This window comes from Streptomyces telluris (assembly GCF_024519335.1).
Taxonomy (GTDB): domain Bacteria; phylum Actinomycetota; class Actinomycetes; order Streptomycetales; family Streptomycetaceae; genus Streptomyces; species Streptomyces telluris.
In genome coordinates this window covers 69,895-92,362 of sequence record NZ_JANIID010000003.1, presented here as the reverse complement: position 1 = coordinate 92,362, position 22,468 = coordinate 69,895, and the positions used below count along the sequence as shown (strand labels likewise).

At 72.7% G+C, this 22,468-nt stretch carries 18 protein-coding genes and 2 pseudogenes; 8 read left to right on the top strand and 12 right to left on the bottom strand.

The features are described 5' to 3' along the window. Nucleotides 1-36 precede the first annotated feature (36 nt). Nucleotides 37-519 carry a CarD family transcriptional regulator gene (locus NQU55_RS04690; RefSeq protein WP_003953493.1) on the bottom strand — a complete coding sequence of 161 codons (483 nt, stop codon included), beginning with the start codon at nt 517-519 and terminating at the stop codon, nt 37-39. Between the two features lie 545 nt (nt 520-1,064). On the opposite strand from NQU55_RS04690, the gene NQU55_RS04685 reads away from it, so the two are divergent. Beyond that, nucleotides 1,065-1,778, top strand: a complete 714-nt coding sequence (locus NQU55_RS04685) for a DUF461 domain-containing protein (RefSeq protein WP_168095294.1) — start codon at nt 1,065-1,067, stop codon at nt 1,776-1,778. Between the two features lie 118 nt (nt 1,779-1,896). Here NQU55_RS04685 and phoP read toward each other — a convergent pair whose 3' ends face one another. Both phoP and phoR read right to left on the bottom strand, forming a co-directional pair. Further along, nucleotides 1,897-2,568: a two-component system response regulator PhoP gene (phoP, locus tag NQU55_RS04680; RefSeq protein WP_465269372.1), complete on the bottom strand. Its 672-nt coding sequence runs from the start codon at nt 2,566-2,568 to the stop codon at nt 1,897-1,899. A 55-nt stretch (nt 2,569-2,623) separates the two neighbouring features. Further along, the gene (phoR, locus tag NQU55_RS04675; RefSeq protein WP_058045734.1) at nt 2,624-3,844 is read right to left on the bottom strand and encodes a two-component system sensor histidine kinase PhoR; all 1,221 of its coding nucleotides are present in this window, start codon (nt 3,842-3,844) and stop codon (nt 2,624-2,626) included. A 202-nt stretch (nt 3,845-4,046) separates the two neighbouring features. On the opposite strand from phoR, the gene phoU reads away from it, so the two are divergent. Beyond that, entirely contained in the window at nt 4,047-4,736 is a 690-nt protein-coding gene (gene phoU, locus NQU55_RS04670) for a phosphate signaling complex protein PhoU (protein ID WP_168095295.1), read from the top strand. A gap of 562 nt (nt 4,737-5,298) precedes the next feature. Here the strand turns inward: phoU and NQU55_RS04665 are convergent. Continuing rightward, nucleotides 5,299-5,967: pseudogene (locus tag NQU55_RS04665) on the bottom strand (class F sortase); the annotation flags it as partial. A gap of 181 nt (nt 5,968-6,148) precedes the next feature. Here NQU55_RS04665 and NQU55_RS04660 point away from each other — a divergent pair. After that, complete coding sequence (locus NQU55_RS04660; protein ID WP_256789813.1) at nt 6,149-6,757, top strand: hypothetical protein; 609 nt, start codon at nt 6,149-6,151, stop codon at nt 6,755-6,757. A gap of 192 nt (nt 6,758-6,949) precedes the next feature. On the opposite strand, the gene NQU55_RS04655 is transcribed toward NQU55_RS04660, so the two are convergent. Then, on the bottom strand, nt 6,950-7,711 hold the full coding sequence (locus tag NQU55_RS04655) for a phosphoglyceromutase (protein WP_058047075.1): 762 nt from the start codon (nt 7,709-7,711) through the stop codon (nt 6,950-6,952). Nucleotides 7,712-7,865: 154 nt separating this feature from the next. Between NQU55_RS04655 and NQU55_RS04650 the strand changes: the two genes are divergently transcribed. After that, on the top strand, nt 7,866-9,179 hold the full coding sequence (locus tag NQU55_RS04650) for an MDR family MFS transporter (protein WP_168096171.1): 1,314 nt from the start codon (nt 7,866-7,868) through the stop codon (nt 9,177-9,179). A gap of 53 nt (nt 9,180-9,232) precedes the next feature. Here NQU55_RS04650 and NQU55_RS04645 read toward each other — a convergent pair. After that, nucleotides 9,233-9,706: pseudogene (locus NQU55_RS04645) on the bottom strand (type III secretion system chaperone family protein); the annotation flags it as partial. Then, nucleotides 9,699-11,060 carry a D-inositol-3-phosphate glycosyltransferase gene (gene mshA / locus NQU55_RS04640; protein WP_256789807.1) on the bottom strand — a complete coding sequence of 454 codons (1,362 nt, stop codon included), beginning with the start codon at nt 11,058-11,060 and terminating at the stop codon, nt 9,699-9,701. The pseudogene NQU55_RS04645 and the gene mshA, both read right to left, overlap by 8 nt. 174 nt (nt 11,061-11,234) lie before the next feature. Here mshA and NQU55_RS04635 point away from each other — a divergent pair, with 174 nt between their 5' ends. Beyond that, nucleotides 11,235-12,044 (top strand): class I SAM-dependent methyltransferase, encoded by an 810-nt coding sequence (locus NQU55_RS04635; protein ID WP_168096806.1) that lies wholly within the window; start codon nt 11,235-11,237, stop codon nt 12,042-12,044. Here the strand turns inward: NQU55_RS04635 and NQU55_RS04630 are convergent. The 5 genes from NQU55_RS04630 to NQU55_RS04610 form a co-directional block, all read right to left on the bottom strand. Next, nucleotides 12,007-12,444 (bottom strand): NUDIX hydrolase, encoded by a 438-nt coding sequence (locus tag NQU55_RS04630; protein WP_168096807.1) that lies wholly within the window; start codon nt 12,442-12,444, stop codon nt 12,007-12,009. The two genes, NQU55_RS04635 and NQU55_RS04630, sit on opposite strands and share 38 nt — an antisense overlap. Next, the gene (locus NQU55_RS04625) at nt 12,441-13,532 is read right to left on the bottom strand and encodes a CHAD domain-containing protein (RefSeq protein WP_256789804.1); all 1,092 of its coding nucleotides are present in this window, start codon (nt 13,530-13,532) and stop codon (nt 12,441-12,443) included. Before NQU55_RS04625 ends, NQU55_RS04630 begins: the two co-directional genes overlap by 4 nt. A gap of 160 nt (nt 13,533-13,692) precedes the next feature. Next, the gene (locus NQU55_RS04620) at nt 13,693-16,041 is read right to left on the bottom strand and encodes an RNA degradosome polyphosphate kinase (protein ID WP_240976742.1); all 2,349 of its coding nucleotides are present in this window, start codon (nt 16,039-16,041) and stop codon (nt 13,693-13,695) included. Nucleotides 16,042-16,272: 231 nt separating this feature from the next. Then, nucleotides 16,273-17,265 (bottom strand): ABC transporter ATP-binding protein, encoded by a 993-nt coding sequence (locus NQU55_RS04615; protein WP_240976743.1) that lies wholly within the window; start codon nt 17,263-17,265, stop codon nt 16,273-16,275. Further along, nucleotides 17,262-17,669: a GntR family transcriptional regulator gene (locus NQU55_RS04610; protein WP_256789801.1), complete on the bottom strand. Its 408-nt coding sequence runs from the start codon at nt 17,667-17,669 to the stop codon at nt 17,262-17,264. Before NQU55_RS04610 ends, NQU55_RS04615 begins: the two co-directional genes overlap by 4 nt. Nucleotides 17,670-17,854: 185 nt before the next feature. Between NQU55_RS04610 and NQU55_RS04605 the strand changes: the two genes are divergently transcribed. From NQU55_RS04605 to NQU55_RS04595, 3 genes are all read left to right on the top strand, one after another. Next, the gene (locus NQU55_RS04605) at nt 17,855-18,943 is read left to right on the top strand and encodes a Rieske 2Fe-2S domain-containing protein (RefSeq protein WP_168094830.1); all 1,089 of its coding nucleotides are present in this window, start codon (nt 17,855-17,857) and stop codon (nt 18,941-18,943) included. A 263-nt stretch (nt 18,944-19,206) separates the two neighbouring features. Then, nucleotides 19,207-19,839 (top strand): TetR/AcrR family transcriptional regulator, encoded by a 633-nt coding sequence (locus NQU55_RS04600; RefSeq protein ID WP_168094831.1) that lies wholly within the window; start codon nt 19,207-19,209, stop codon nt 19,837-19,839. 114 nt (nt 19,840-19,953) lie between these two features. Further along, nucleotides 19,954-22,119 (top strand): MMPL family transporter, encoded by a 2,166-nt coding sequence (locus NQU55_RS04595; RefSeq protein WP_256789797.1) that lies wholly within the window; start codon nt 19,954-19,956, stop codon nt 22,117-22,119. The last annotated feature ends 349 nt before the right edge of the window (nt 22,120-22,468 follow it).

The following is a 22,468-nucleotide window of genomic DNA, read 5'->3' as shown; positions in this document are numbered from 1 at the left end:
TTACGTCCGGCACCTGTGGTGTGTCCGGCATTCGCGTCAGGACGCGAGAACCTCGTCGAGCAGGGCCTCGGCCTTGTCCTCGTTGGTGTTCTCGGCGAGGGCCAGCTCGCTCACCAGGATCTGGCGCGCCTTGGCCAGCATGCGCTTCTCACCGGCGGACAGACCGCGCTCGCGCTCGCGGCGCCACAGGTCGCGCACGACCTCGGCGACCTTGATCACGTCACCGGACGCGAGCTTCTCGAGATTTGCCTTGTAGCGACGGGACCAGTTCGTCGGCTCTTCCGCATAGGGTGCGCGGAGCACCTCGAAGACCCGGTCCAGCCCATCCTGGCCGACCACATCGCGCACACCGACGAACTCCGCATTGTCCGCCGGCACCCGAACCGTCAGGTCACCCTGGGCGACCTTCAGCACCAAGTAGGTCTTGTCCACGCCTTTGATCTGGCGAGTTTCGATGGCCTCGATCAGCGCGGCCCCGTGATGGGGATAGACCACGGTGTCGCCAACCTTGAACGTCATGTGACAGGTACCCCTTCCGTGGCTATCCAGTCTAACACGGGAACTCCCCGTTCTGAATGGCGTTTTCGCAGGTCAGGGCATATCTCAGGGCTTGACAACAGCAACCGCGTCGTGCTGCGGGAGGGTTCCGGAAGCGGGTATTCGCAGGTGGGAGCGGTTCTTCGGGCAAGGCGAAACGGGCACGTTACACGCGTGGAGAGGCGCTCGCGAGCGGTCGAACGTCCCGTTTTGCCGGGGTCCGCTCGGCCGACTTCCGCTACTCCGTTCGGGGCGGGGCCGGCCTTCACCGACCGGAATCGGGAATTGATCACCGCGAACTTGATCAATTCAGGAACGCGTTCCGCACGCCCGCGCATTCCGCACCGATAATCCACACCGGCGCCCGCCGGACATCCGCACGGCCGCCCGGCGGCGATATTCGGCCGTGGGCCGGACAGGGGGCGAAGTTGACCATGGGGGCGGGTCGGGTGCGGGGCCGTCCGAGGGGGTCGGTAACCTAAGCGCGCTGACACACCCTTTACCTCGTCCAAGGAGATGCCGCCGCCGTGAGCAGCAGCCTTCGACGCGGCGCTCTCGCCGCTACCGCCCTCGTGCTCTCGATCGCCTCGCTCACCGCCTGCGCGGCGGGCAACAGCGCGCAGACGCTCGAGGTGAAGCCGGACAACGCCGCCACCTCGGTCGGTGACATCAAGCTGCAGAACCTGAACGTGATCACGCAGCCCGACCTGAACGCCAAGGGCCCGGCCGTGATCACCGGCCAGGTCTTCAACAACGGCCGCAAGGACCAGACCCTCCGCACGATCACCCTGGCCGGCAAGAACGGCGCCAAGGCGAAGCTCAGCCCGGCCAAGGGCTCCGGCGACGTCGTCGTGCCGGCCGGCGGCTCGGTGCTCCTGGGCGGCAAGGGCAACGCCTCGGCCGTCCTGCCGGAGGGGCGCGAGGCCCTGAAGGACGGCGAGCAGCAGGAGCTGGCGTTCGACTTCAGCGAGACGGGCGAGGTGCGCATCGGCGCCTTCGTCGTCCCCGCGACGAGCTACTTCAAGGACTGGGGCCCCTCCGAGGCCGCGCCGACCCCGGCCGCGAAGCCGGGCGGCACCAAGCCGAGCGGCCAGCCCGGCGGTCAGCCGAGCGGCCAGCCGGGCGAGCCCTCCACGGCTCCGTCGGGCGCCGCGTCCGGCGCTCCGGCCGGTGCCGCCGGGAAGCCGAGCCCGGCCACGGGCCAGGCCTCCCAGGGCGCGCAGCAGCCCGCCGGCCGCTGATCCGGCGGCCGCACCGGACACGACGAGGGCCCGGAAGCATCACGCTTCCGGGCCCTTCGCTCGTACGGGTGACGCCCGGGGCGGCGCCGGGGCGCCGTCCCCGTCCGCCGGAAGGGGTCTACGGCTCGAACTTGTAGCCCAGGCCCCGCACCGTCACCAGGTAGCGCGGTGCGCCCGGGTCCGGCTCGATCTTGGCGCGCAGGCGCTTGACGTGGACGTCGAGGGTCTTGGTGTCGCCGACGTAGTCCGCGCCCCAGACCCGGTCGATCAGCTGCATGCGGGTGAGCACCCGGCCCGCGTTGCGCAGCAGCATCTCCAGGAGGTCGAACTCCTTCAGCGGCAGGTCGACCTTGGCGCCGGAGACCGTGACGACGTGCCGGTCGACGTCCATGCGGACCGGGCCGGCCTCCAGGGCGGCCGGCGCCACCTCCTCCGGCTCGCCGCGGCGGCGCAGGACCGCTCTGATGCGGGCCACGAGCTCGCGGGAGGAGAAGGGCTTGGTGACGTAGTCGTCCGCTCCTATTTCCAGGCCGACGACCTTGTCGATCTCACTGTCCTTGGCGGTCACCATGATGACCGGCACGTTGGAGCGGCCGCGCAGCTGCCGGCAGACCTCGGTGCCGGGCAGGCCGGGCAGCATCAGGTCGAGCAGGACGAGGTCGGCGCCGTTGCGCTCGAATTCGTCCAGCCCATCGGGCCCGGTGGCCGCGACCGCGACCTCGAACCCCTCCTTGCGCAGCATGTAGGACAACGCGTCGCTGAAGGACTCCTCGTCCTCTACGACGAGCACTCGAGTCACGGGTTGACCTCCGGTCGGGTCTCAGAGCCAATCACGAGCACTCGGGTCACGGAAGGACCTCCGGGGCGGGAAGGTGTTCGACAACGGGATGGTGAGGGTTGCGGTCGCGGTCACGGACCGCGCCCGCCTCGGGAAGTCGCAGGGTGAAGGTGGAGCCCTGGCCCTCGGCGCTCCAGACCGTGACCTCCCCGCCGTGCGAGGCGGCCACGTGTTTGACGATGGCGAGGCCGAGGCCGGTCCCGCCGGTGGCGCGCGAGCGCGCCGGGTCCACGCGGTAGAAGCGCTCGAAGATCCGCTCGCGGTCCTTCTCGGAGATGCCGATGCCCTGGTCGGTGACGGCGATCTCGATCAGGTCGCCGCCGGGCGCCGTGATGTGCCGGGCGGCGATGCCGACGCGGGTGCGGGCGGGGCTGTAGTTGACGGCGTTCTCGACGAGGTTGCCGAGGGCGGCGGCGAGCTGGCCGCGGTTGCCCCAGACGTGCAGGTCGGCGGTGCCTCCGGAGGCCATGGTGATCTGCTTGGTGCCGGCCTGGTGGCGGCAGCGGTCGATGGCCTCGGCGACGAGCTCGTCGACGCGCACGGGCTCGGAGTCCTCCAGCGGGTCGTCGTTCTGCACCCGGGAGAGGTCGATGAGCTCCTGGACGAGGTTGGTGAGCCGGGTGGCCTCGATCTGCATGCGGCCGGCGAAGCGGTTGACGGCCTCGGGGTCCTCCGCGGCGTCCATGACGGCCTCGGAGAGCAGGGACAGGGCGCCGACCGGCGTCTTGAGCTCGTGGCTGACGTTGGCGACGAAGTCGCGGCGGACGGCCTCGATGCGGCGGGCCTCGGTGAGGTCCTCCACCAGCAGCAGGACCAGCCGGGAGCCGAGCGGGGCGACGCGCGCGGAGACCGCGAGGGCCTCGCCGCGGCCGGTGCCGCGCCGCGGGAGGTCGAGCTCGACCTGGCGTATCTCGCCGTCGCGGCGGGTGTCGCGGGCCATCTGCAGCATGGGCTCGACGGAGAGCTTCCCGCCGCGCACGAGCCCGAGGGCGTAGGCGGCGGAGCTGGCCTTGACCACGGCGTCGGCCTCGTCCAGGACGACGGCCGAGGAGCGCAGGACCGACAGGACGGTGTCGACGCCGGGCGGGAGCACGGCGTCGGTGTGCAGGGAGCTGCGGGTGGGGCGGGCCTGGTCGCGCTCGCTCCAGCGGAACGCGAGCATGGCGATCACGCCGGTGCACAGTCCGGCGAGCGCTGCCGCTGCGGCGAGGGCCGCGTCCACGTTCATGAGTCCAGGTTATGCGGCTGCCGCGGCCCATCCACAGCCAAATGGGTGCCGCCTCGAACACACGTTGCCGAGAGTTCACCTCGGCGTCGGTACCGGTTCACTCCAGGGCGCCGCAGCCGTCGCGTTCCGGCCAGAACGTGGGAGTGTGGGCGGCCATACGGCTCCGGCCCACTGTTTCACTCGGCAGAGAGAAGGTCAGGCAATGCGGGACGCGTACCACGAGGAGCTGGATTCGATCGGCGAGGGCCTGGTGGAGATGGCCCGGCTCGTCGGGTCCGCGATCGGGCGCGCCACCACGGCGATCCTCGACGCGGACCTCAAGCTCGCGGAGTCCGTGATCGCGGCGGACGCCAAGGTGGACGACCTCCAGCGGGACCTGGAGGAGCGGGCCGTCGCCCTGCTCGCGCGCCAGCAGCCGGTCGCCACCGATCTGCGGATCGTGGTCACCTCGCTGCGCATGAGCGCCGATCTGGAGCGCTCCGGCGACCTCGCCCAGCATGTGGCCAAGCTGGCGCGGCTGCGCTTCCCGGACACGGCGGTGCCGCGCGACCTGCACGCCACGATCCTGGAGATGGGGCAGCTGGCGCAGCGGCTGATGGCCAAGGCCGGCGAGGTGATCATCACCAAGGACGTCGACCTGGCGCTCCAGCTGGAGCAGGACGACGACGCGATGGACCTGCTGCACCGGACGCTCTTCCAGCACCTGATGGACGACCGCTGGAAGCACGGCATCGAGACGGCCGTCGACGTGACGCTGCTGGGCCGCTACTACGAGCGGTTCGCGGACCACGCGGTCTCGGTCGCGAAGCGGGTGGTCTACCTGGTCACGGGCGAGCACGCGGACGAGCTGACGCACTCCGAGGGCCGTACGGGCGGGGACGCGAACGCCTGAGCCGGGCCCGGGTCACGGGGCGGAGGACACCGGACGAGGGCGCGTGCAAGAGGGCGCGCGGCCCGGTCCGTGTGCTTCTACGCGCCCTCGATGCGCCCGTACATGCGTACGCGAGGGGCATTGACGGACGCATCGGGCGGTCCTTGACTGGGGGCAGGCAACCACCCTTCGAGGAGGTACCCGCACATGACCCAGACCCCTCCCGCACGCACTCAGGCAGGCTGCACGTGCGGCCCCGGCTGCTCCTGCGGATGCCAGAGCGGCGGATCGTGCCAGTGCGGCGGCGGCTGCGGTTAGCCCCGCTCCACCTACGTCACCCACGGGACGGACCCCCGGTCGATGCTGCGGCCGGGGGTCTTCTCGCTGTGCGGGTCTGCGTGACTCTGCGCGACTCTTCGGGTCACTCTTCTTCGACGTCGGCGTCGTTCTCGTCCGCCTCGTCGCCGCCGGGGCCCGCGGGAGTGGGGGTCACCGGTGCGGCCGGTGTGGCCGGCGCTCCCGTGCCCGGCTGCTGGGCCGGCTCCTGCGGCTGCTGGGGCTGCGGCTTCTGCGGCGGCCGCTTCGCCGGTGCCGCGCCGGTCAGGTACGAGGTGACGACGATGTTGGCGCTGTAGAGGTGCTTCTTGCGGTCGTACTCGCCGCCGCAGGTGATCAGGCGGAGTTCGGCGCGGTCGGTGTCGAGCGGCCCGTAGACCTTGTCGGCGTCGAAGGGCTCGTTGGGGACGACGGTGATGTCCTCGACGGTGAACTCGGCGACGATGCCGTCCGCACGGGTGACGTGGATCTTCGCGCCGCGTTTGAGGACGCTGAGGCCGGCGAAGACGGCCGGGGCCTTCTCGGTGTCGACGTGGCCGACGATGACGGAGGGGCCGAGGCTGCCGGGCGTGGGGCCGTCCTTGTACCAGGCGACGGCGTTGGCCCGCTCGTACGGGGGCAGTTCGACGCCCCCCAGCTTGTCGAGGCCGTGGCTCTCGACGGGGGCCTTGAGCCCCAGGATCTTGATCTCCAGGCTCTGGGGGCCCGCCCCCGGCAACGGTTCGTGTGCCGGGGGCAGACCGTGCGCGCGGGGGTGGCTCTTGGCGGCGACGCCGCCGCGGCCCGTCGCCTGGGTTTCCGGCTCCTCGGCGGCACCGCCGCCACCGGCCAGGCACAGGGCGAGCAGCAAGGCTGCCCAGGCCACCCTCGTCAGCAGGCGGTTGCGTTTCCGGCCACCTGCGCGCGCTTCTGACATGACGCCCGTTCGCTCCCCGTCACTGCTTGACGGCGCCGGCGGCCCGGCGGCGGTACCAGATCATGCCGCCGATGAGACCTGCGGTCGCGGTACCGGCCAGGATGAGGACCGGGGCGTCGGCACCCGTCGTCTCCGCGGACGAGGCGAGCGCCGTGGCGCCGCCACCCGCGTGCGAGGAGTGGTGCGGGCGACCGTGGTCGTGGTCGCCGCGGCCGTGGTCGTCGTGGCGACCGTGGTCACCGCGGCCGTGGTCGTCGTGGCGACCGTGGTCACCGCGACCGTGGTCGTGGTCGTGACGACCGTGGTCGTCGTGACGCCCGTGGTCGTCGTGGTCGTGGCGCCCGTGGTCACCGCGACCGTGGTCGTGGTCGTGACGACCGTGGTCGTCGTGACGCCCGTGGTCGTCGTGGTCGTGACGCCCGTGGTCACCGCGACCGTGGTCGTGGTCGTGACGACCGTCGTGGTCGTGCCGGCCATCGTGGTCGTGACGACCGTCGTGGTCGTGACGGCCATCGTGGTCGCCCCAGCCATCGTGGTCGTGACGGCCGTCGTGGTGGCCCCAGCCGTCGTGGTCGTGGTGACCGTCATGGTCGTGGCGACCGTGGCCGTGGCCGTGGTCGTCGTCGCAGTCCTCGTGGCTGTCGTGACGGCCGTGGCCGGGGCCGTCCGTGTTGGGGACGGCCTCGCCGATGGTCGGGGCGATGCTGCCCCCGAAGGCGTAGGCGGGGGCGACGGGGGCCGCGACGACGGCGACGACGGTGGCTGCACCGCATATGGCGGAGCGGATTGAATGCATGGTGTTACCTCCTTGCTTTCGAGGCTCACCTGAAGACCCATCGGCCGCATCCGCACCGTGGTCAACTTGCTCCATTCGGTGACCGCATGACCCGTTCGCCACAACAAGAAGCCCCCCACCAGCGCTTTCGCGCCGGCAGGGGGCCCGCAGCCGTGCTGCTCGCTGCTGCTTACTGCTGCTTGCTGCTTACTTCTTCTTGCCCTGGTTCTTCACGGCCTCGATGGCGGCCTTGGCGGCCTCCGGGTCGAGGTAGGTGCCGCCGGGGGTGACCGGGCGGAAGTCGGCGTCGAGCTCGTAGGCGAGCGGGATGCCGGTCGGGATGTTCAGGCCCGCGATGTCCGCGTCGGAGATCCCGTCCAGGTGCTTGACCAGCGCGCGGAGGGAGTTGCCGTGCGCGGCGACCAGGACCGTGCGGCCGGCCAGCAGGTCGGGGACGATGCCGTCGTACCAGTACGGCAGCATGCGGACGACGACGTCCTTGAGGCACTCGGTGCGCGGGCGCAGCTCCGGCGGGATGGAGGCGTAGCGCGGGTCCTCGCTCTGGGAGAACTCGGTGCCGTCCTCGAGGGCGGGCGGCGGGGTGTCGTAGGAGCGGCGCCAGAGCATGAACTGCTCCTCGCCGAACTCGGCCAGGGTCTGGGCCTTGTCCTTGCCCTGGAGAGCGCCGTAGTGGCGCTCGTTCAGCCGCCAGGAGCGGTGAACCGGAATCCAGTGGCGGTCGGCGGACTCCAGGGCGAGCTGCGCGGTGCGGATCGCGCGCTTCTGCAGGGAGGTGTGGACCACATCGGGGAGCAGACCGGCGTCCTTGAGCAGCTCGCCGCCCCGGACCGCCTCCTTCTCGCCCTTCTCGTTCAGGTTGACGTCCACCCAGCCGGTGAACAGGTTCTTCGCATTCCACTCGCTCTCGCCGTGGCGGAGGAGGATCAGCTTGTACGGTGCGTCGGCCATGCCCATGAGCGTAATCGACGGCGCGGGCCCGCCCGTGCGCGCTGCCCGGGAGGGCGTCGATTGACGGCGGGCGGCAATCCGATGGCCTGTGGACCGCCGCTGTGTGTAAGTTGCGCCTACCGAGTTCGGCACTTACACATCGGGGGGATCCGGAATGTCCGTCGCGAGCGTCAGACGAGCCGCGAAGGAGAGTGTCTCGGGCCTGCCCCGGGCGTTCTGGTGGCTGTGGGCCTCCACTCTCGTCAACCGCCTGGGGGCCTTCGTCTCCATCTTCCTGGCCATGTTCCTCACGGCCGACCAGGGGCACTCGGCCTCGTTCGCGGGGCTCGTCGGCGCGCTGCTCGGGCTGGGCAGCGTCATCTCGTCGATCGGCGCCGGGGTGATGACCGACCGGCTGGGGCGCAGGCCCACGCTGCTGATCGCGCAGGCCTCGACCGCGGTGTCCGTGGCCGTGCTGGGCTTCATGACCGATCCCGTGGCGATCTCGGTCGTCGCGTTCGTCGTCGGCATGGCGAGCAACGCCTCGCGGCCGGCGGTGCAGGCGATGATGGCGGACATCGTGGCGCCCGAGGACCGGGTGCGGGCCTTCGCCCTGAACTACTGGGCGATCAACCTGGGCTTCGCGATCTCGTCCGTCGCAGCGGGCTTCGTCGCCGAGTACAGCTATCTGATCGGCTTCCTGGGCGAAGCGGTCATGACGCTGGCGTGCGCGATCCTGGTCTTCGTGAAGCTGCCCGAGTCGCGGCCGGACGCGGACGCGGCCGCGGGCAAGGGCGACGAGCCGACGGTCAGCATGGGCACCGTGCTGCGCGACGGCCGCTACATGGCCGTGGTCGGCCTGTCCTTCCTCCTCGCCGTGGTCTTCCTGCAGTCGCAGGTGGCCCTGCCGGTGGCGATGGCGGACGGCGGGTTCTCCACCAAGGACTACGGCATGGCCATCGCGGTCAACGGCGTCCTGATCGTCGCCGTGCAGATCCCCGTCACCCGCTTCCTGGAGCACCGGGACCCGCGGCTGCTGCTGGTCCTCGCGGCGCTCCTCGGCGGCTACGGCTTCGGGCTGACCGCCTTCGCCGGCTCGCTCGCGGTCTACATGCTGACCGTGTGCGTGTGGACGCTGGCGGAGATCATCAACTCACCCATCCAGATGGGTCTGGTCGCCCGGCTCTCCCCCACCCACGGCCGCGGCCGCTACCAGGGCATGTACACCCTGTCGTGGGCGGCGGCGTCACTGGTCGCGCCCGTGGCGGGCGGTACGGTCATCGACCGGTTCGGCGCGGACGCGCTGTGGGCGGGCTGCGCCGTGGTGGGCACGGTGACGGCCGTCGGCTACTGGCTGCTGATGCGGCGCCTGCCGGCCGGTGAGGGTGAGCCCCGGGGCGAGCAGGAGACGGCCCCGGCGGAGCAGGCGGCTCAGGACGGGTCCGCGCCGCGGCCCGCGTCCCGCGCGTCGGTGGCGGATCCGGCCTGACCCCCCGTCGGCCCGCCGGCCGGCTCCCCGGCCCCGCCGGGCTCCTGAGCCGACGTCAGCCTCGCGAACGCCTCCAGGTTGCGCGTGGACTCCCCGCGCGCGGTGCGCCACGCGTACTCCTTGCGGATGGCGGTCGCGAAGCCCATCTCCAGCAGGGTGTTGAAGCTGCCGTCGGCGTTCTCCAGGACCGTGCCGAGGAGCCGGTCGACCTCGTCCGGGGTCACGGCGGCCAGCGGCAGCCGGCCGACGAGGTAGACGTCGCCCAGCCGGTCGAGGGCGTAACCCAGTCCGTACAGCCGGGTGTTGCGCTCCAGCAGCCAGCGGTGCACCGCCTCGTGGTTCTCGTCGGGCCGGCGCACGACGAAGGCGTTGACGGACAGCGAGTGCTTGCCGACGACCAGGGACACGGTCGTGGACAGCTTGCGGGTGCCCGGCAGCTTCACGACGTAGGTGCCGTCGGCCGGGCTCTCCCACTCGAGCCCGGCCTCACTGAACGTCTGTTCGAGAACGGTTTTCGCGTCAGCCATGCGACGAGCGTAGGCGACGCCGCCGCTCGGTGATCGCCTCGGAGTACACCTCGGCGGTGGCGGCCGCGGCCGTGCCCCAGCCGAAGTGGCGCGCGTGGCGGGCCGCCGCGTCACCCATCCGGCCCGCGAGGGAGGGGTCGTCGGCGAAGCGGCCCAGCGCGGCGGCGTAGTCGGCCGGGTCGTGCCCCTCGACGAGGAAGCCGCTCTCGCCGTCCCGCACGGCCACCGGCAGGCCGCCGACGGCCGCCGCGACCACGGGCGTGGCGCAGGCCTGGGCCTCCGCGGCGACCAGGCCGAAGGACTCGCTGTACGACGGCATGACCAGCACGGACGCGGCCCGGTACCAGTCGGCGAGCTGCTCCTGGCCGACCGGCGGGCGGAAGCGGACGACGTCGGCGATGCCGAGCCGCGCGGCGAGCTTCTGCAGCCCCTCGGGCTTGGCCAGGCCGCTGCCGCTGGGCCCGCCCACGACCGGCACCACGATGCGCGTGCGCAGTTCGGGCCGCTCGTCGAGGAGCACCGCGACCGCGCGCAGCAGGATGTCGGGGGCCTTCAGCGGCTGGATGCGGCCCGCGAAGAGGGGCACGAGGGCGTCGGCGGGCAGGCCGAGCCGCTCCCGGGCCGCGGCGCGGGAGTCGCCGGGGGTGAAGCGGTCGAGGTTGACGCCGGGGTGGACGACGGCGACCTTGCCGGGGTCGGCGTCGTAGTGGTGGACGAGCTCCCGGGCCTCGCCGTCGGTGTTGGCGATCAGGCGGTCGGCGGCGCGCACGATCTGGGTCTCGCCGATGACGCGCGTCTCCGGCTCGGGGGTGTCGCCGGCGGCCAGCGCCGCGTTCTTGACCTTGGCCATGGTGTGCATGGCGTGGACGAGGGGGACGCCCCAGCGCTCGGCGGCGAGCCAGCCGACGTGGCCGGAGAGCCAGTAGTGGGAGTGGACCAGGTCGTAGTGGCCGGGCCGGTGGCCGGCCCAGGCCTGCATCACGCCGTGCGTGAAGGCGCACAGCTGTGCGGGCAGCTCCTCCTTGGCCAGGCCCTCGTACGGGCCCGCGTCGATGTGGCGGACCAGCACGCCGGGGGCCAGCTCGACGGCGGGCGGCAGGGCGCCGGTGGTGGCGCGGGTGAAGATCTCGACCTCGATGTTGATCGCGGCGAGCCGCTTGGCCAGCTCCACGATGTAGACGTTCATGCCGCCCGCGTCACCGGTCCCGGGCTGGTGGAGCGGCGAGGTGTGAACGCTGAGCATCGCGATGCGGCGGGGCCTGCGGGGGGCGCCGAGGCGCCGGAGGGGGGTGCCCGCGAGGGTGCCGAGCGCGCGGCCGCGGCGGGCGCCGAGCCTGGATGCGTACTGGCTCACCGTGCGTGTCCTCCGTCAGCGTGAGGGTGGGTGGGGGCGTGCGTCACCTTGTCAACGGTGCAACGCCGCGGGCACGGAGCCGCATTTCCTCTTTGCCAAAGAGTGACCCAGCCCTCTTCCCGTCCTTCCCCGGCACGGCACGGACGGCCCTGAGCAGCGCTTACGCTCGAAGGCATGGCCGCTCGCACCCCTCCTCCGCCCAGCCGTCCCGTCGGTGCGGTGACCCGGGGTACGACCAATCCGAACCGGCTGCGCCGCATGGACCGCTGGATCGCCGACGCCCACGGGCCCGCGCTGCGCCGCAGCGCCGACCCCGTCGCCGTCGACCTCGGCTACGGCGCGGCCCCCTGGACGGCGGTCGAGCTGCTCGCGCGGCTGCGCACGGTGAGGGCGGACGCCGAGGTCGTGGGGGTCGAGATCGAGCCCGCGCGCGTCGCGGGCGCCCAGCCGTACGCGCGCGACGGGCTGTCCTTCCGGCACGGCGGCTTCGAAGTGCCGCTGGACGGCGGGCGGCGGCCGGCGCTCATCCGCGCGGCGAACGTGCTGCGCCAGTACGACGAGGCCGAGGTCGCCGCGGTCTGGGCCCGGCTGTGCGCGCGGCTCGCGCCGGACGGGCTGCTCGTGGAGGGCACGTGCGACGAGATCGGGCGGCGGCACGTCTGGGTGGCGCTCGGCCCCGAAGGGCCCCGCACGGTCACCTTCGCCACCCGCCTCGGCTCCCTGGACACCCCCTCCGACCTGGCCGAACGCCTGCCCAAGGCGCTCATCCACCGCAATGTGCCGGGCGAGCCGGTGCACGCGTTCCTGCGCGACTTCGACCGGGCGTGGGCCGCGGCGGCGCCGTACGCGTCGCTTAGCGCGCGCCAGCGGTGGATCCGTACGGTGACCTCGCTGCGGGCGGACTGGCCCGTGACGGACGGCCCGCGCAGGTGGCGCCAGGGCGAGGTCACCCTGCGCTGGGAGGCCCTGGCTCCGCCCGGCTGATCATCGCCAGCAGCGCGTCCACCAGCTCCCTGTCCCTGTCCTCCGTCAGGCGTTCCCTCGCCTCGCGCGGCGGCAGCCACAGCAGCCGGTCCACCTCGTTGTTCGGCACGAAGGTGCCCTCCGTGGCGCGGGCGGCCCAGTAGCGGACCTCCTTGGGGCGGCCGGCGACGGCGTACCGGGCGGTGGGCAGCACCCCGCCTGGCTCGCACTCCATGCCCGTCTCCTCGCGGACCTCGCGCAGCGCGCCCCACAGGGCGTCCTCGCCCCGCTTGAGCTTGCCCTTCGGATGGGACCAATCGTCATATTTAGGCCTGTGAACGAGGGCGATCTCCAGGGCCCCGTCCCGCCCCCGCCGCCACAGCACGCAGCCCGCCGCGCGCAGCGGTGCCTCCGCCGTCACGACGCCCCCGCCCCCGCCGCCCCCGCCGTCGCCCGCTGCCAGATCCGGCCGAACGCGAACCGCGCCGCCTCGACCTCGTGGCGCTGGTCGGCGTGGAGGATGCCGAGGGCGTAGGCCGTGGCCGGGGCGATGCGGGGGGTGCGGGCGGCCGCGGCGGCGGCCGCCGCGGCCTCCGCGGCGTCGCGGTGGCGGTCGAGGGCCTGGCCGGCACCGAGGAGGCGGACGGACAGGGACGGCTCGACCTCGCCCTGCTCGTGCTCGTCGAGCACCTCCTGCGCGTACCGCCGCAGGCGTACGAGCCGCCGCACCTGGTGCCAGGGCGCGTCCTGGCGCCCTTCGGCGGGCGGGCCGTCGGGGGCGGGGGCGGCGGCGAGGCCGTGGGCGAGCGCCTCGGCGTTGTACGGGTGCCCGGCGACGGCCAGCGGCAGCGCCTCCGCCGCCTCGGCCAGCCGCTGCTGCGCCTGCTCGGCGAGGTGGGGCAGGGCCTCACGGGCCGGGAGGCCGCGCGCGCCGGGGTCGAGGGGCACCTCGGAGGCGAGCAGGGCGGCGGCGTCGGCGACGGCGTGGAAGCGGGAGGTGCCGAGCGCCTGGAGCGCCGCGGAGTGGGCGCGCGTCCGCGCGAGCGTCAGCTGGCGCTCCAGCAGGGCCCCCGCCCGGGCCGCCCCGACGGTCAGACCGCCGCCCCCGCCGCCCTCCGCGCCGGAGAGCCGGTGCAGCGCGCCCCGCAGCCGGGCGAGCCGCGCCGCGTAGGCGTGCTCGCGGCCCAGCACGTCCGACAGCCACACGAGCTCGGTGCGCAGCTGGTCGGTCCAGTCGGTGTCCGTCAGCGGGCGGTAGACGTACAGGGCCCCGGCGATGCGCCGGGCGGACCGGCGCAGCAGGCGGGCCGCCTCCCCCGCCTCGTCGGCGTCGGCGCCGCTCTCGCCGTGCAGCCGCAGGCTGCGCAGGAACTCCACGGCCTGGGTCTGCAGGTATCCGGCCAGGACGTCGCCGGCGGTGGCCGCGCCCGCGAGGCCGGCCGGGCCGGCGGCGGTGCGCACGGCCGGGTACTTCGTCGTCATCGTGTCCTGCCCCCCGGCAGTGTCCATGAGCACGTCCGTAAGCACGTCTGTGAGCGGGTCTGTGAGCTGGTCTGTGGGCTGGTCCCTGCGTGCGTCGCTGCGTGCATCCGTGCGTGCATCCGTGCGTGCGTCCGTGCGTGCGTCCTCGGGCGCGCCTGTAAGCGCGGCGGTGTCCGTACCTGCCGGGTCATGGGGTCGCTGAGCCACGCCGGCGCCTCCGGGCGTCGATGAGCATCTCCTGGACGTTCCGCAGCGGCTGTCCGTCGGCGTCGGTCGCGTGCCGCGTCCAGCCGCCGTCCGGGCCGAGGTGCCAGGAGGCGGTGGAGTCGGACATGCCGGTTTCGAGCAGCCTGCTGAGGGAGGCCCGGTGCGCGGGGTCGGTGACGCGCACGAGGGTCTCGATGCGGCGGTCGAGGTTGCGGTGCATCATGTCGGCGCTGCCGAGCCACACCTCGGGCTCGCCGCCGTTGCCGAACGCGAAGACCCGCGAGTGCTCCAGGAAGCGGCCGAGGACGCTGCGGACGCGGATGTTCTCGGAGAGGCCGGGGACGCCGGGCCGCAGCGCGCAGATGCCGCGCACCCACACGTCGACCGGGACGCCGGCGCGGGCGGCGTGGTAGAGGGCGTCGATGACCGTCTCGTCGACCATCGAGTTGACCTTGATGCGGATGGAGGCGGGCCGCCCGGAGCGGTGGTGCGCGACCTCCTTGGCGATCCGGGCGACGAGCCCGTCCCGCAGGGATCTGGGGGCGACGAGCAGGCGCCGGTAGGTCTCGCGGCGCGAGTAGCCGGAGAGCCGGTTGAAGAGGTCGGAGAGGTCGGCGCCGACCTGCGGGTCGGCGGTGAGCAGCCCGAGGTCCTCGTACAGCCGGGCGGTCTTGGGGTGGTAGTTGCCGGTGCCCACGTGCGAGTAGCGGCGCAGGGTGTCGCCCTCCTGCCGGACCACCAGGGAGAGCTTGCAGTGCGTCTTGAGGCCCACCAGCCCGTAGACGACGTGGCAGCCCGCCTCCTCCAGCTTGCGCGCCCATTTGATGTTGGCCTGCTCGTCGAAGCGGGCCTTGATCTCGACGAGGACGAGCACCTGCTTGCCCGACTCGGCCGCGTCTATCAGGGCGTCGACGATGGGCGAGTCGCCGGAGGTCCGGTAGAGGGTCTGCTTGATGGCGAGGACGTCGGGGTCGGTCGCCGCCTGCTCCAGGAACGCCTGCACGGAGGTGGAGAACGAGTCGTACGGGTGGTGCAGCAGGACGTCGCGCTCGCGCAGGGCGGCGAAGATGTCTGGCGCGGAGGCCGACTCGACCTCGGCGAGGTCACGGTGCGTGCCGGCCACGAACTTGGGGTACTTGAGCTCGGGCCGGTCGAGGGAGGCGATGCGGAAGAGCGCGGTGAGGTCGAGCGGGCCGGGCAGCGGGTAGACCTCGGCGTCGGAGATCTTCAGCTCGCGGACCAGCAGGTCGAGGACGTACGGGTCGATGGACTCCTCGACCTCCAGCCGCACGGGCGGGCCGAAGCGGCGGCGCATGAGCTCCTTCTCCAGCGCCTGCAGCAGGTTCTCCGCGTCGTCCTCCTCGACCTCCAGGTCCTCGTTGCGCGTCACGCGGAACATGTGGTGCGCGAGCACCTCCATGCCGGGGAAGAGCTCTTCGAGGTGCGCGGCGATGACGTCCTCCAGGGGGACGTAGCGCTGCGGGGAGGACTCCAGGAAGCGGGAGAGGATCGGCGGGACCTTGACCCGGGCGAAGTGGTCGTGCCCGCTGACGGGGTTGCGGACGACGACGGCGAGGTTGAGGGAGAGCCCCGAGATGTACGGGAACGGGTGCGCGGGGTCGACCGCCAGCGGGGTCAGCACGGGGAAGATCTGCTGCCGGAAGAGGGTGAAGAGCCGGCCCTGCTCCTTGTCGGTCAGCTCGTGCCAGCGGATGAGGTGGATGCCCTCCTCGGCCAGCTCGGGGGCGACGTCCTGCTGGTAGCAGGCGGCGTGCCGGGCCATGAGCTCGCGGGAGCGGGTCCAGATCAGCTCCAGCACCTCGCGGGGCTGCAGGCCGGAGGCGGAGCGGGTGGCGACGCCGGTGGCGATGCGGCGCTTGAGGCCGGCCACGCGGACCATGAAGAACTCGTCCAGGTTGCTCGCGAAGATCGCGAGGAAGTTGGCCCGCTCCAGCAGGGGCGTCGCCGGGTCCTCGGCCAGCTCCAGGACGCGTTCGTTGAAGGCCAGCCAGCTGCGCTCGCGGTCCAGGAAGCGGCCCTGCGGGAGCGGCCCGTCGCCGTAGGGGTCGTCGTCCTCGCCGTCGCGGCCGGGGGCGTAGGCCGGGCCGTGACCGTACGCGTCGTGGTCGTAGCCGTGCGCGTACGGGCCGAGGTCGGCGTCCAGGTCGGGCTCCAGGCCGGGCGAGGCGGCGGGGGAGGCCACCGCGAAGGGCCGGTGCGCGGCGATGGACCCGACGGAGGGCTGCGGGTTGCCGTACCCCTCGCCGTAGCGGTCGCTGCGGTCGCCGTGCGGCTGGTCGTGGGCCTGTGCGCGGGACGACTGGGTCATGTTCCCATGGTGCCGCGCCGGGGGCGGGCCGGGCGCGCCGAAGGAGGGCGCGGCGGGGGCGGCGCGGAGCCTTCGAGCGGGTACGGGGGGCACAGCGGGCTGCATTCCGCAAGGCTCGCAACCGCTGTTGAATCACGGGTAACGCCCACATGGCGCGCAGGAAAGCGGCGCCCCACTCCGCCGTGCCGCGGCGGAGCGGGAGGGCGCCGCCGCGGGTGCCGTCCGCCGGGCCTACGCGACCGCCCGCGGCTCCTGTGACGGGCCCTGCGCGCGCGGCCGGTGGGGCGTGCGCGGCTCCGCGCTGGGGGCGAGGAGCGCGGGGGCGCCGGGAGCCCGCAGGTGGGCCAGGAGGAGCTCCTCCAGGGACGGTTCGGCGACCCGCCACCGCTCGGGGACGGGGCCGTCGGGCCGGATCAGGGCGGTCAGCTGCCGCCCCGTGGCGCGGGCCTCCACGACGGTGTGGGTGGCGAACTCCCGTGGCAGGCCGGGGCCTTCGTGCCGGCCGACGAGGAGGGCGTGCGCGGCGAGCAGGTCCTCGACCTCGCCCGCGAGCCGGACGCGGCCGTCGGCCACCAGCAGCAGGTAGTCGCAGATCCCGTCGAGCTCGGCGAGGACGTGGGAGGCGATCACGACGGTGGTGGCGTGCTCGGCGGCCTGGCCCATGAGGGCGGCCGTCAGCTCGTGCCGCGCGAGCGGGTCGAGGTCGGCCATCGGCTCGTCGAGCAGCAGGAGTTCGGGCCGCTTGCCGAAGGCCAGGGCGAGGGCCACGCGGGTGCGCTGGCCGCCCGAGAGGTCGCCGACGCGGGCCGTGGACGACAGCCCGCCCTCGGCGACCATCCGCTCGGCCGCGGCCCGGTCCCAGCGGCCGGGGTTGAGCTCGCGCCCCATGCGGAGGGTGTCGGCGATCGTGAACTGCGGGTAGAGCGGCTTGTCCTGGGAGAGGTAGGCGATGCGGGGGCGGACGTCCGCGGCGCCCGGGCGGCCGCCGAAGACGGTGAGGGAGCCCGCGGTGGGGCGGCGCAGCCCGGCGGCGAGCGCCAGCAGCGTGGACTTGCCCGCGCCGTTGGGCCCCACGAGCGCGCAGACCCGGCCCGCGGGGATGCGGAAGGAACAGTCCTCCAGCGCACGGCGGCGCCGGTACTTCACCCCGAGGCCCACCGCCTCCAGGGCGGTCCGCCCGGGCTGGAACGTCATCCCGGTGATGGTGTCGGTCGTGCCGGTCATCCACTCCCCCTGTTCGTCTCGGGCCCGTCGTACCCCTCCTCGAGGACGGAGGCGAGCAGCGCCGCCACGTCCTCCCGGTCCAGGCCGGCCTCGCGGGCGCGGTGCATCCAGCCGGTCAGTTCGGCGCGCAGGGGCGAGTCGGCGGCGGCCTGCGGGCGGGCCAGCGAGCGCCGTACGAACGTCCCGAGCCCGGGGCGCGCCTCGACCAGGCCCTCGCGGTCGAGCTCGCGGTAGGCCTTGAGGACGGTGTTGGGGTTGATGGCCGTGGCCGCGACGACCTCCCTGGCCGTGGGCAGCTTGTCGCCGGGCGCGAGCAGGCCCAGGCGGAGGGCCTGTTTGACCTGCTGGACGATCTGCAGGTACGTGGCGACCCCGCTGCGCCGGTCGATGCGGAACTCGACCACGCGGGCCCCTTTCACTACTTGACTAGTGAAAGGGTGCGGGATGGGGCCGCGGACTGTCAAACGGGGGCCGGTGCCGTTCCGGCGCGGGCCTGCGCCATCAGCCATCGGTCAGTGGCCTGTCAGTGAGCCGGGCCACAGTGGCCTTGACGTGTGCGCCAGGCAGAGCGAACTCCAGGGGGACAGACGTGATACCCAACCAGTGGTACGCGATCCTGCGGTCGCAGGACGTGAGGACCGACCGGCCGACCGGCGCCCGCCGATTAGGGAAGGAGCTGGTCGCCTGGCGGAACCGCGCGGGGCGCGTGGTGCTGCAGGACGCGCGCTGCCCCCACAAGGGCGCCAGCCTCGCCCGCGGGCGGCTGTACGGCGACTCCATAGGCTGCCCGTACCACGACTTCCGCTTCGGCGCCGACGGCGCGTGCGAGCTCGCGCCGTGCCTGGGGCCCGGCGCCCGCATTCCCCGGTCGATGCGCATCGGCACCCACCCCGTGCGCGAGCAGAACGGGCTGGTGTGGATGTGGTGGGGGCAGGACCTGGACGTCCTGCCGGAGGTGCAGGTGCCGCCGGAAGTGGCCGGCAAGGCCGCGCTGTACGCGACCTCCACCTGGAGCCAGCCCGTCCACTACACCCGCTACATCGAAAGCCTCCTCGACTTCTACCACGTGCCCGTCGTCCACCGGGACCACTGGTTCAACTACGCGGACTACATGGGCTGGGGCGGGACGCTGAGGAAGCTCGGCCTCGACGGCCGCAGGCGCTACATCGCCATGACGAAGGTCGAGAAGAGCCGTCTGGAGGTCGACGGGACGACCCTGCGGCACTACTTCGAGCTGTGCCAGCACGACGATCCCGCCAACCGCAACTTCCTCAGGGTGACGTTCACCTTCCCCGGCATGGTCCACATCCACGCGCTGCCCTTCGACGTGACGATCTGGATGACGCCGATCGACGAGGGCAGCACCCAGGTGCTCTTCCGCTGGTACGAGGACGAGCGGATGAAGGACGTCCTGCGCTTCCCGGCGGCGCGGCGGATCGTGCCGAGGCTGGCCCTCTTCGCGCAGAAGCGCGTGCAGGAGGTCCAGGACATGAACGTCGTCAAGAGCATCGAGCCGCGCGCCACCGGCCGCGGCGTGAACCGGTTCGTCGCGGCCGACGAGCTGAACGCGAAGTACGTGGTGATGCGGGACCAGCTGAAGAGGGAGGCCGCCGCGGCGATGGCCGGGGAGCGGCCGCCCGTCGAGCTCGTCGCCGACGGGGCCACGGCCGCCGAGTGAGCTCCCGCCCGTGCGGCTCCGGGAGGGTGTGCGGAGCAGATGCGCGCGCCCAAAGGCGCCCCTTCACGCCGGGACTTACGGCAGAAACTTCCGGCCCGGGGGTGACATGCGAGGTGTCGACGGTCTTACCGTGGGTACGCATAGGGCGAACGCCCAAGGCAATCGCCCAAGTTGACCGACGCGGCTGAACGACGCGGCTGACCGGCCCTGCCGGCCGAGCCGGTCGGACGGACGGACGGGGAGACGGACGGGGAGACGGCACGGTGACACCCACCTCGGCGGAACGCGGCCAGGAGACCCGGGCACGGCTGCTCGGCGCCGCAGCGCGGCTGGTCGTGGACGAGGGGTGGGGAGCGGTGACCACGCGGAAGGTGGCCGCGGCCGCGGGGCTGCGCCCCGGGCTCGTGCACTACCACTTCGACACGGTCACCGACCTGCTGGTCGAAGCGTCCCTGGAAGCCTCCCGGCGGGAGATCGACAAGGTGATCGCCCTGCTGGAGCAGGCCGCGGAGGGCCCCGCGGGGACGCCGGAGGCCCTGGCCGCCCTCGCCGAGTACCCCAGTGACGCCTCCACGGCCGTCCTCGCCGGCGAAATGGTGCTGGCGGCCACCCGCAACAAGAAGATGCGCGACGGACTGGCGGAGCTCACCGGCCGCTGGCGCACCGCCGTCGCCGCATGGCTGCGGGCGCACGGCAACACGGCCGACCCCGAGGGCACCGCCCTGGTCCTCGGTGCGGCCGTCGACGGCCTGCTGCTCCAGCGCCTGATCGAGCCCGCCCTCGCCGCCGTGCCGCTGGACGGCCCGCTGGCGCGGCTCACCGGTATCACCTGCACCACCGAGACACCCGAGCATGCCGACGGATCAGAGGGCTCGGACGGCTCGGACACCACCTGAGTCACCGTGTGCGCCGTGGCCCTCCCCCGCCCGCGGCGCACACGGTCCCTGCCCGTCGCCCTCCGGTCGCCGCCGCCCCTCAGCCGACCAGGAACAGGAAGAGGCACCAGGACCATGCCAGAAGACGTCCTCCACCCGTCCGGGGAACGCACCGGTCCCGCCCCCGGCCACAACGGCCGCGACGGGTTCCGCAGGTTCCGCAAGGGGTTGCCGATCGGCCTGATCACCGGCCGCCGGTCCAAGTACGGGGTGATCGTCGCCTGGCTGATCGTGCTCGTCGTCGCGGCGGGGTTCGCGGGCAAGCTCTCCAGCGTGGAGAAGAACGACGTCAAGTCGTCCCTGCCGAACAGCGCCGAGTCCACGCGGGTCTTCGACACGCAGGCGAAGTTCGGCTCCCCGTACACCGTCCCGGCGGTGGTGGTCTACGAACGGTCCTCGGGCCTGACGGAGGCGGACAAGCGGAAGGCGGCGGCCGACGCGAAGGTGTTCGGCGGGCGCAAGGACCTGGAGGGCCCGGTCACCGGCCCCGAGATCTCCGAGGACGGCAAGGCGGCGCAGACCACCGTGCCGCTGAACCTGGGCCCCGACTACTTCGGCAAGGTCGGCGACCGCGTCAAGGAGATGCGCGAGACCGCACGGGACGGCGCCCAGGGCATGGCGGTCCACATCGCCGGCCCCGCGGGCAACACCGGTGACCTCAGCAAGGCCGTCAGCGGCATCGACACCACGCTCCTGGCCGCCACGCTGCTCGTGGTGATCGTGATCCTGCTGTTCACCTACCGCAGCCCCGTGCTGTGGCTGATGCCGATCGTCTGCGCCGGGGTGTCGCTCCAGATCGCCGAAGCGGTCATCTACTTCCTCGCCAAACACGGCGGGCTGACGGTCAGCGCCGACGGCGCGGGCATCCTCACCATCCTCGTCTTCGGCGCGACCACCGACTACTCGCTGCTGCTCATCGCCCGCTACCGCGAGGAACTGCGCCGGCACGAGGACCGGCACGCGGCCATGGAAGAGGCCCTGCGCCGCTCGGGCCCGGCCGTCATCGCCAGCGCCGCGACGGTCGCGGTCGGCATGATCTGCCTGATGCTGGCCGACATGAACTCCACGCGGGGGCTCGGCCCGGTCTTCGCGGTCGGCATCGTCGTCGGCGCCGCGGTGATGCTCACGCTCTTCCCCGCGCTGATGGTCACGGTGGGACGGTGGATCTTCTGGCCGGCCAAGCCCGGGTACGGCTCCGGAAACCCGATCGACACCGGCCGCTGGGTCGCCGTCGGCAACCGCATCGCCCGCAGGCCCCGGACGACCTGGGTCGTCACCGCCCTGATCCTGGCCGCGGCCGCCGCCGGCATGGTGCAGCTGAACTCCCACGGCCTGACCGACCAGCAGGCGTTCACCACGCACCAGGACTCGGTCGCCGGCGAGAAGATCATCGACCGGCACTTCGACGCGGGCCTCGGCAGCCCCGTCTTCGTCACCGCCAGGGCCGACCGGGCCGAGGCCGTGCGCACCGCCCTGATGTCCGTACCCGGCATCGACCGCGGGTCGGTCAGCCCGCCCATGACCAAGGGCGGCGACGCCCTGCTCTACGCCACCCTCACCGACGCGCCCGACAGCAAGGCCGCGTTCCGCACGGTCGAACGCGCCCGCACGGAACTCCACGCCGTCCCCGGGGCACAGGCCCGGGTCGGCGGGAACACGGCACTGAACCTCGACGTCAAGCAGGCCACCAAGGACGACCGTGCCCTGATCGCCCCCATCGTGCTCCTGGTCGTCCTGGTGATCCTGGTCCTGCTGCTGCGCGCCGTCGTGGCATCACTGCTGCTCATCGCCACCGTCGTGCTCTCCTGCGCCACGACGATCGGCGTCAGCGCCCTCGTCTTCCGCCACGTCTTCGGCTTCGGGGCGGAGGACAACTCCTTCCCGCTCTACGTGTTCGTCTTCCTGATCGCGCTCGGCATCGACTACAACATCTTCCTCATGACCCGCATCCGGGAAGAGGCCCTCAAACACGGCACCCGCCCGGCCACCCTCACCGGCCTGGCCGCGACGGGCGGCGTCATCACCTCCGCGGGCGTCGTCCTGGCCGGCACCTTCGCCGTCCTGGCCACCCTCCCCCTGACCCAATTCGCCGAACTGGGCTTCGCCGTGGCCTTCGGCATCCTCCTGGACACGTTCATCGTCCGCTCGGTCATGGTCACGGCCCTCAACCTGGACGTGGGCCGCCACATCTGGTGGCCCAGCCCCCTGACGAAGAAGGAGGACTCGCCCCCGGCCCCGTGAGGCGGACGTCCCCGCCCCGGGCGAAGCCATCCAAACCGTCACCCCGACTCGCCACGCAAGGCCGCCCGGACCGCGCCCGCTCCCCTGAATGCCGCCGACACCGAGCCGGGGACAGTCGCACGGTCACGGGTACCTGCCATGGCCCGGCAGCATTCCCAGCACAGCGCCTCGTCCGCCACCGGCCGGAACAGCCGTGGCTGGACGTGGTCCCCCCGGCACTCCCTCATATCGGCCACACGGGAGGACACCGCGCTGCCGGGCACGCCTTGGGGTTCTGACGCTCGCTGCTCCGCAAAGGTGGGGGCCAGCGGCATCTTACGGAGCAACCGGTCCCGGACCAGACCCGCCG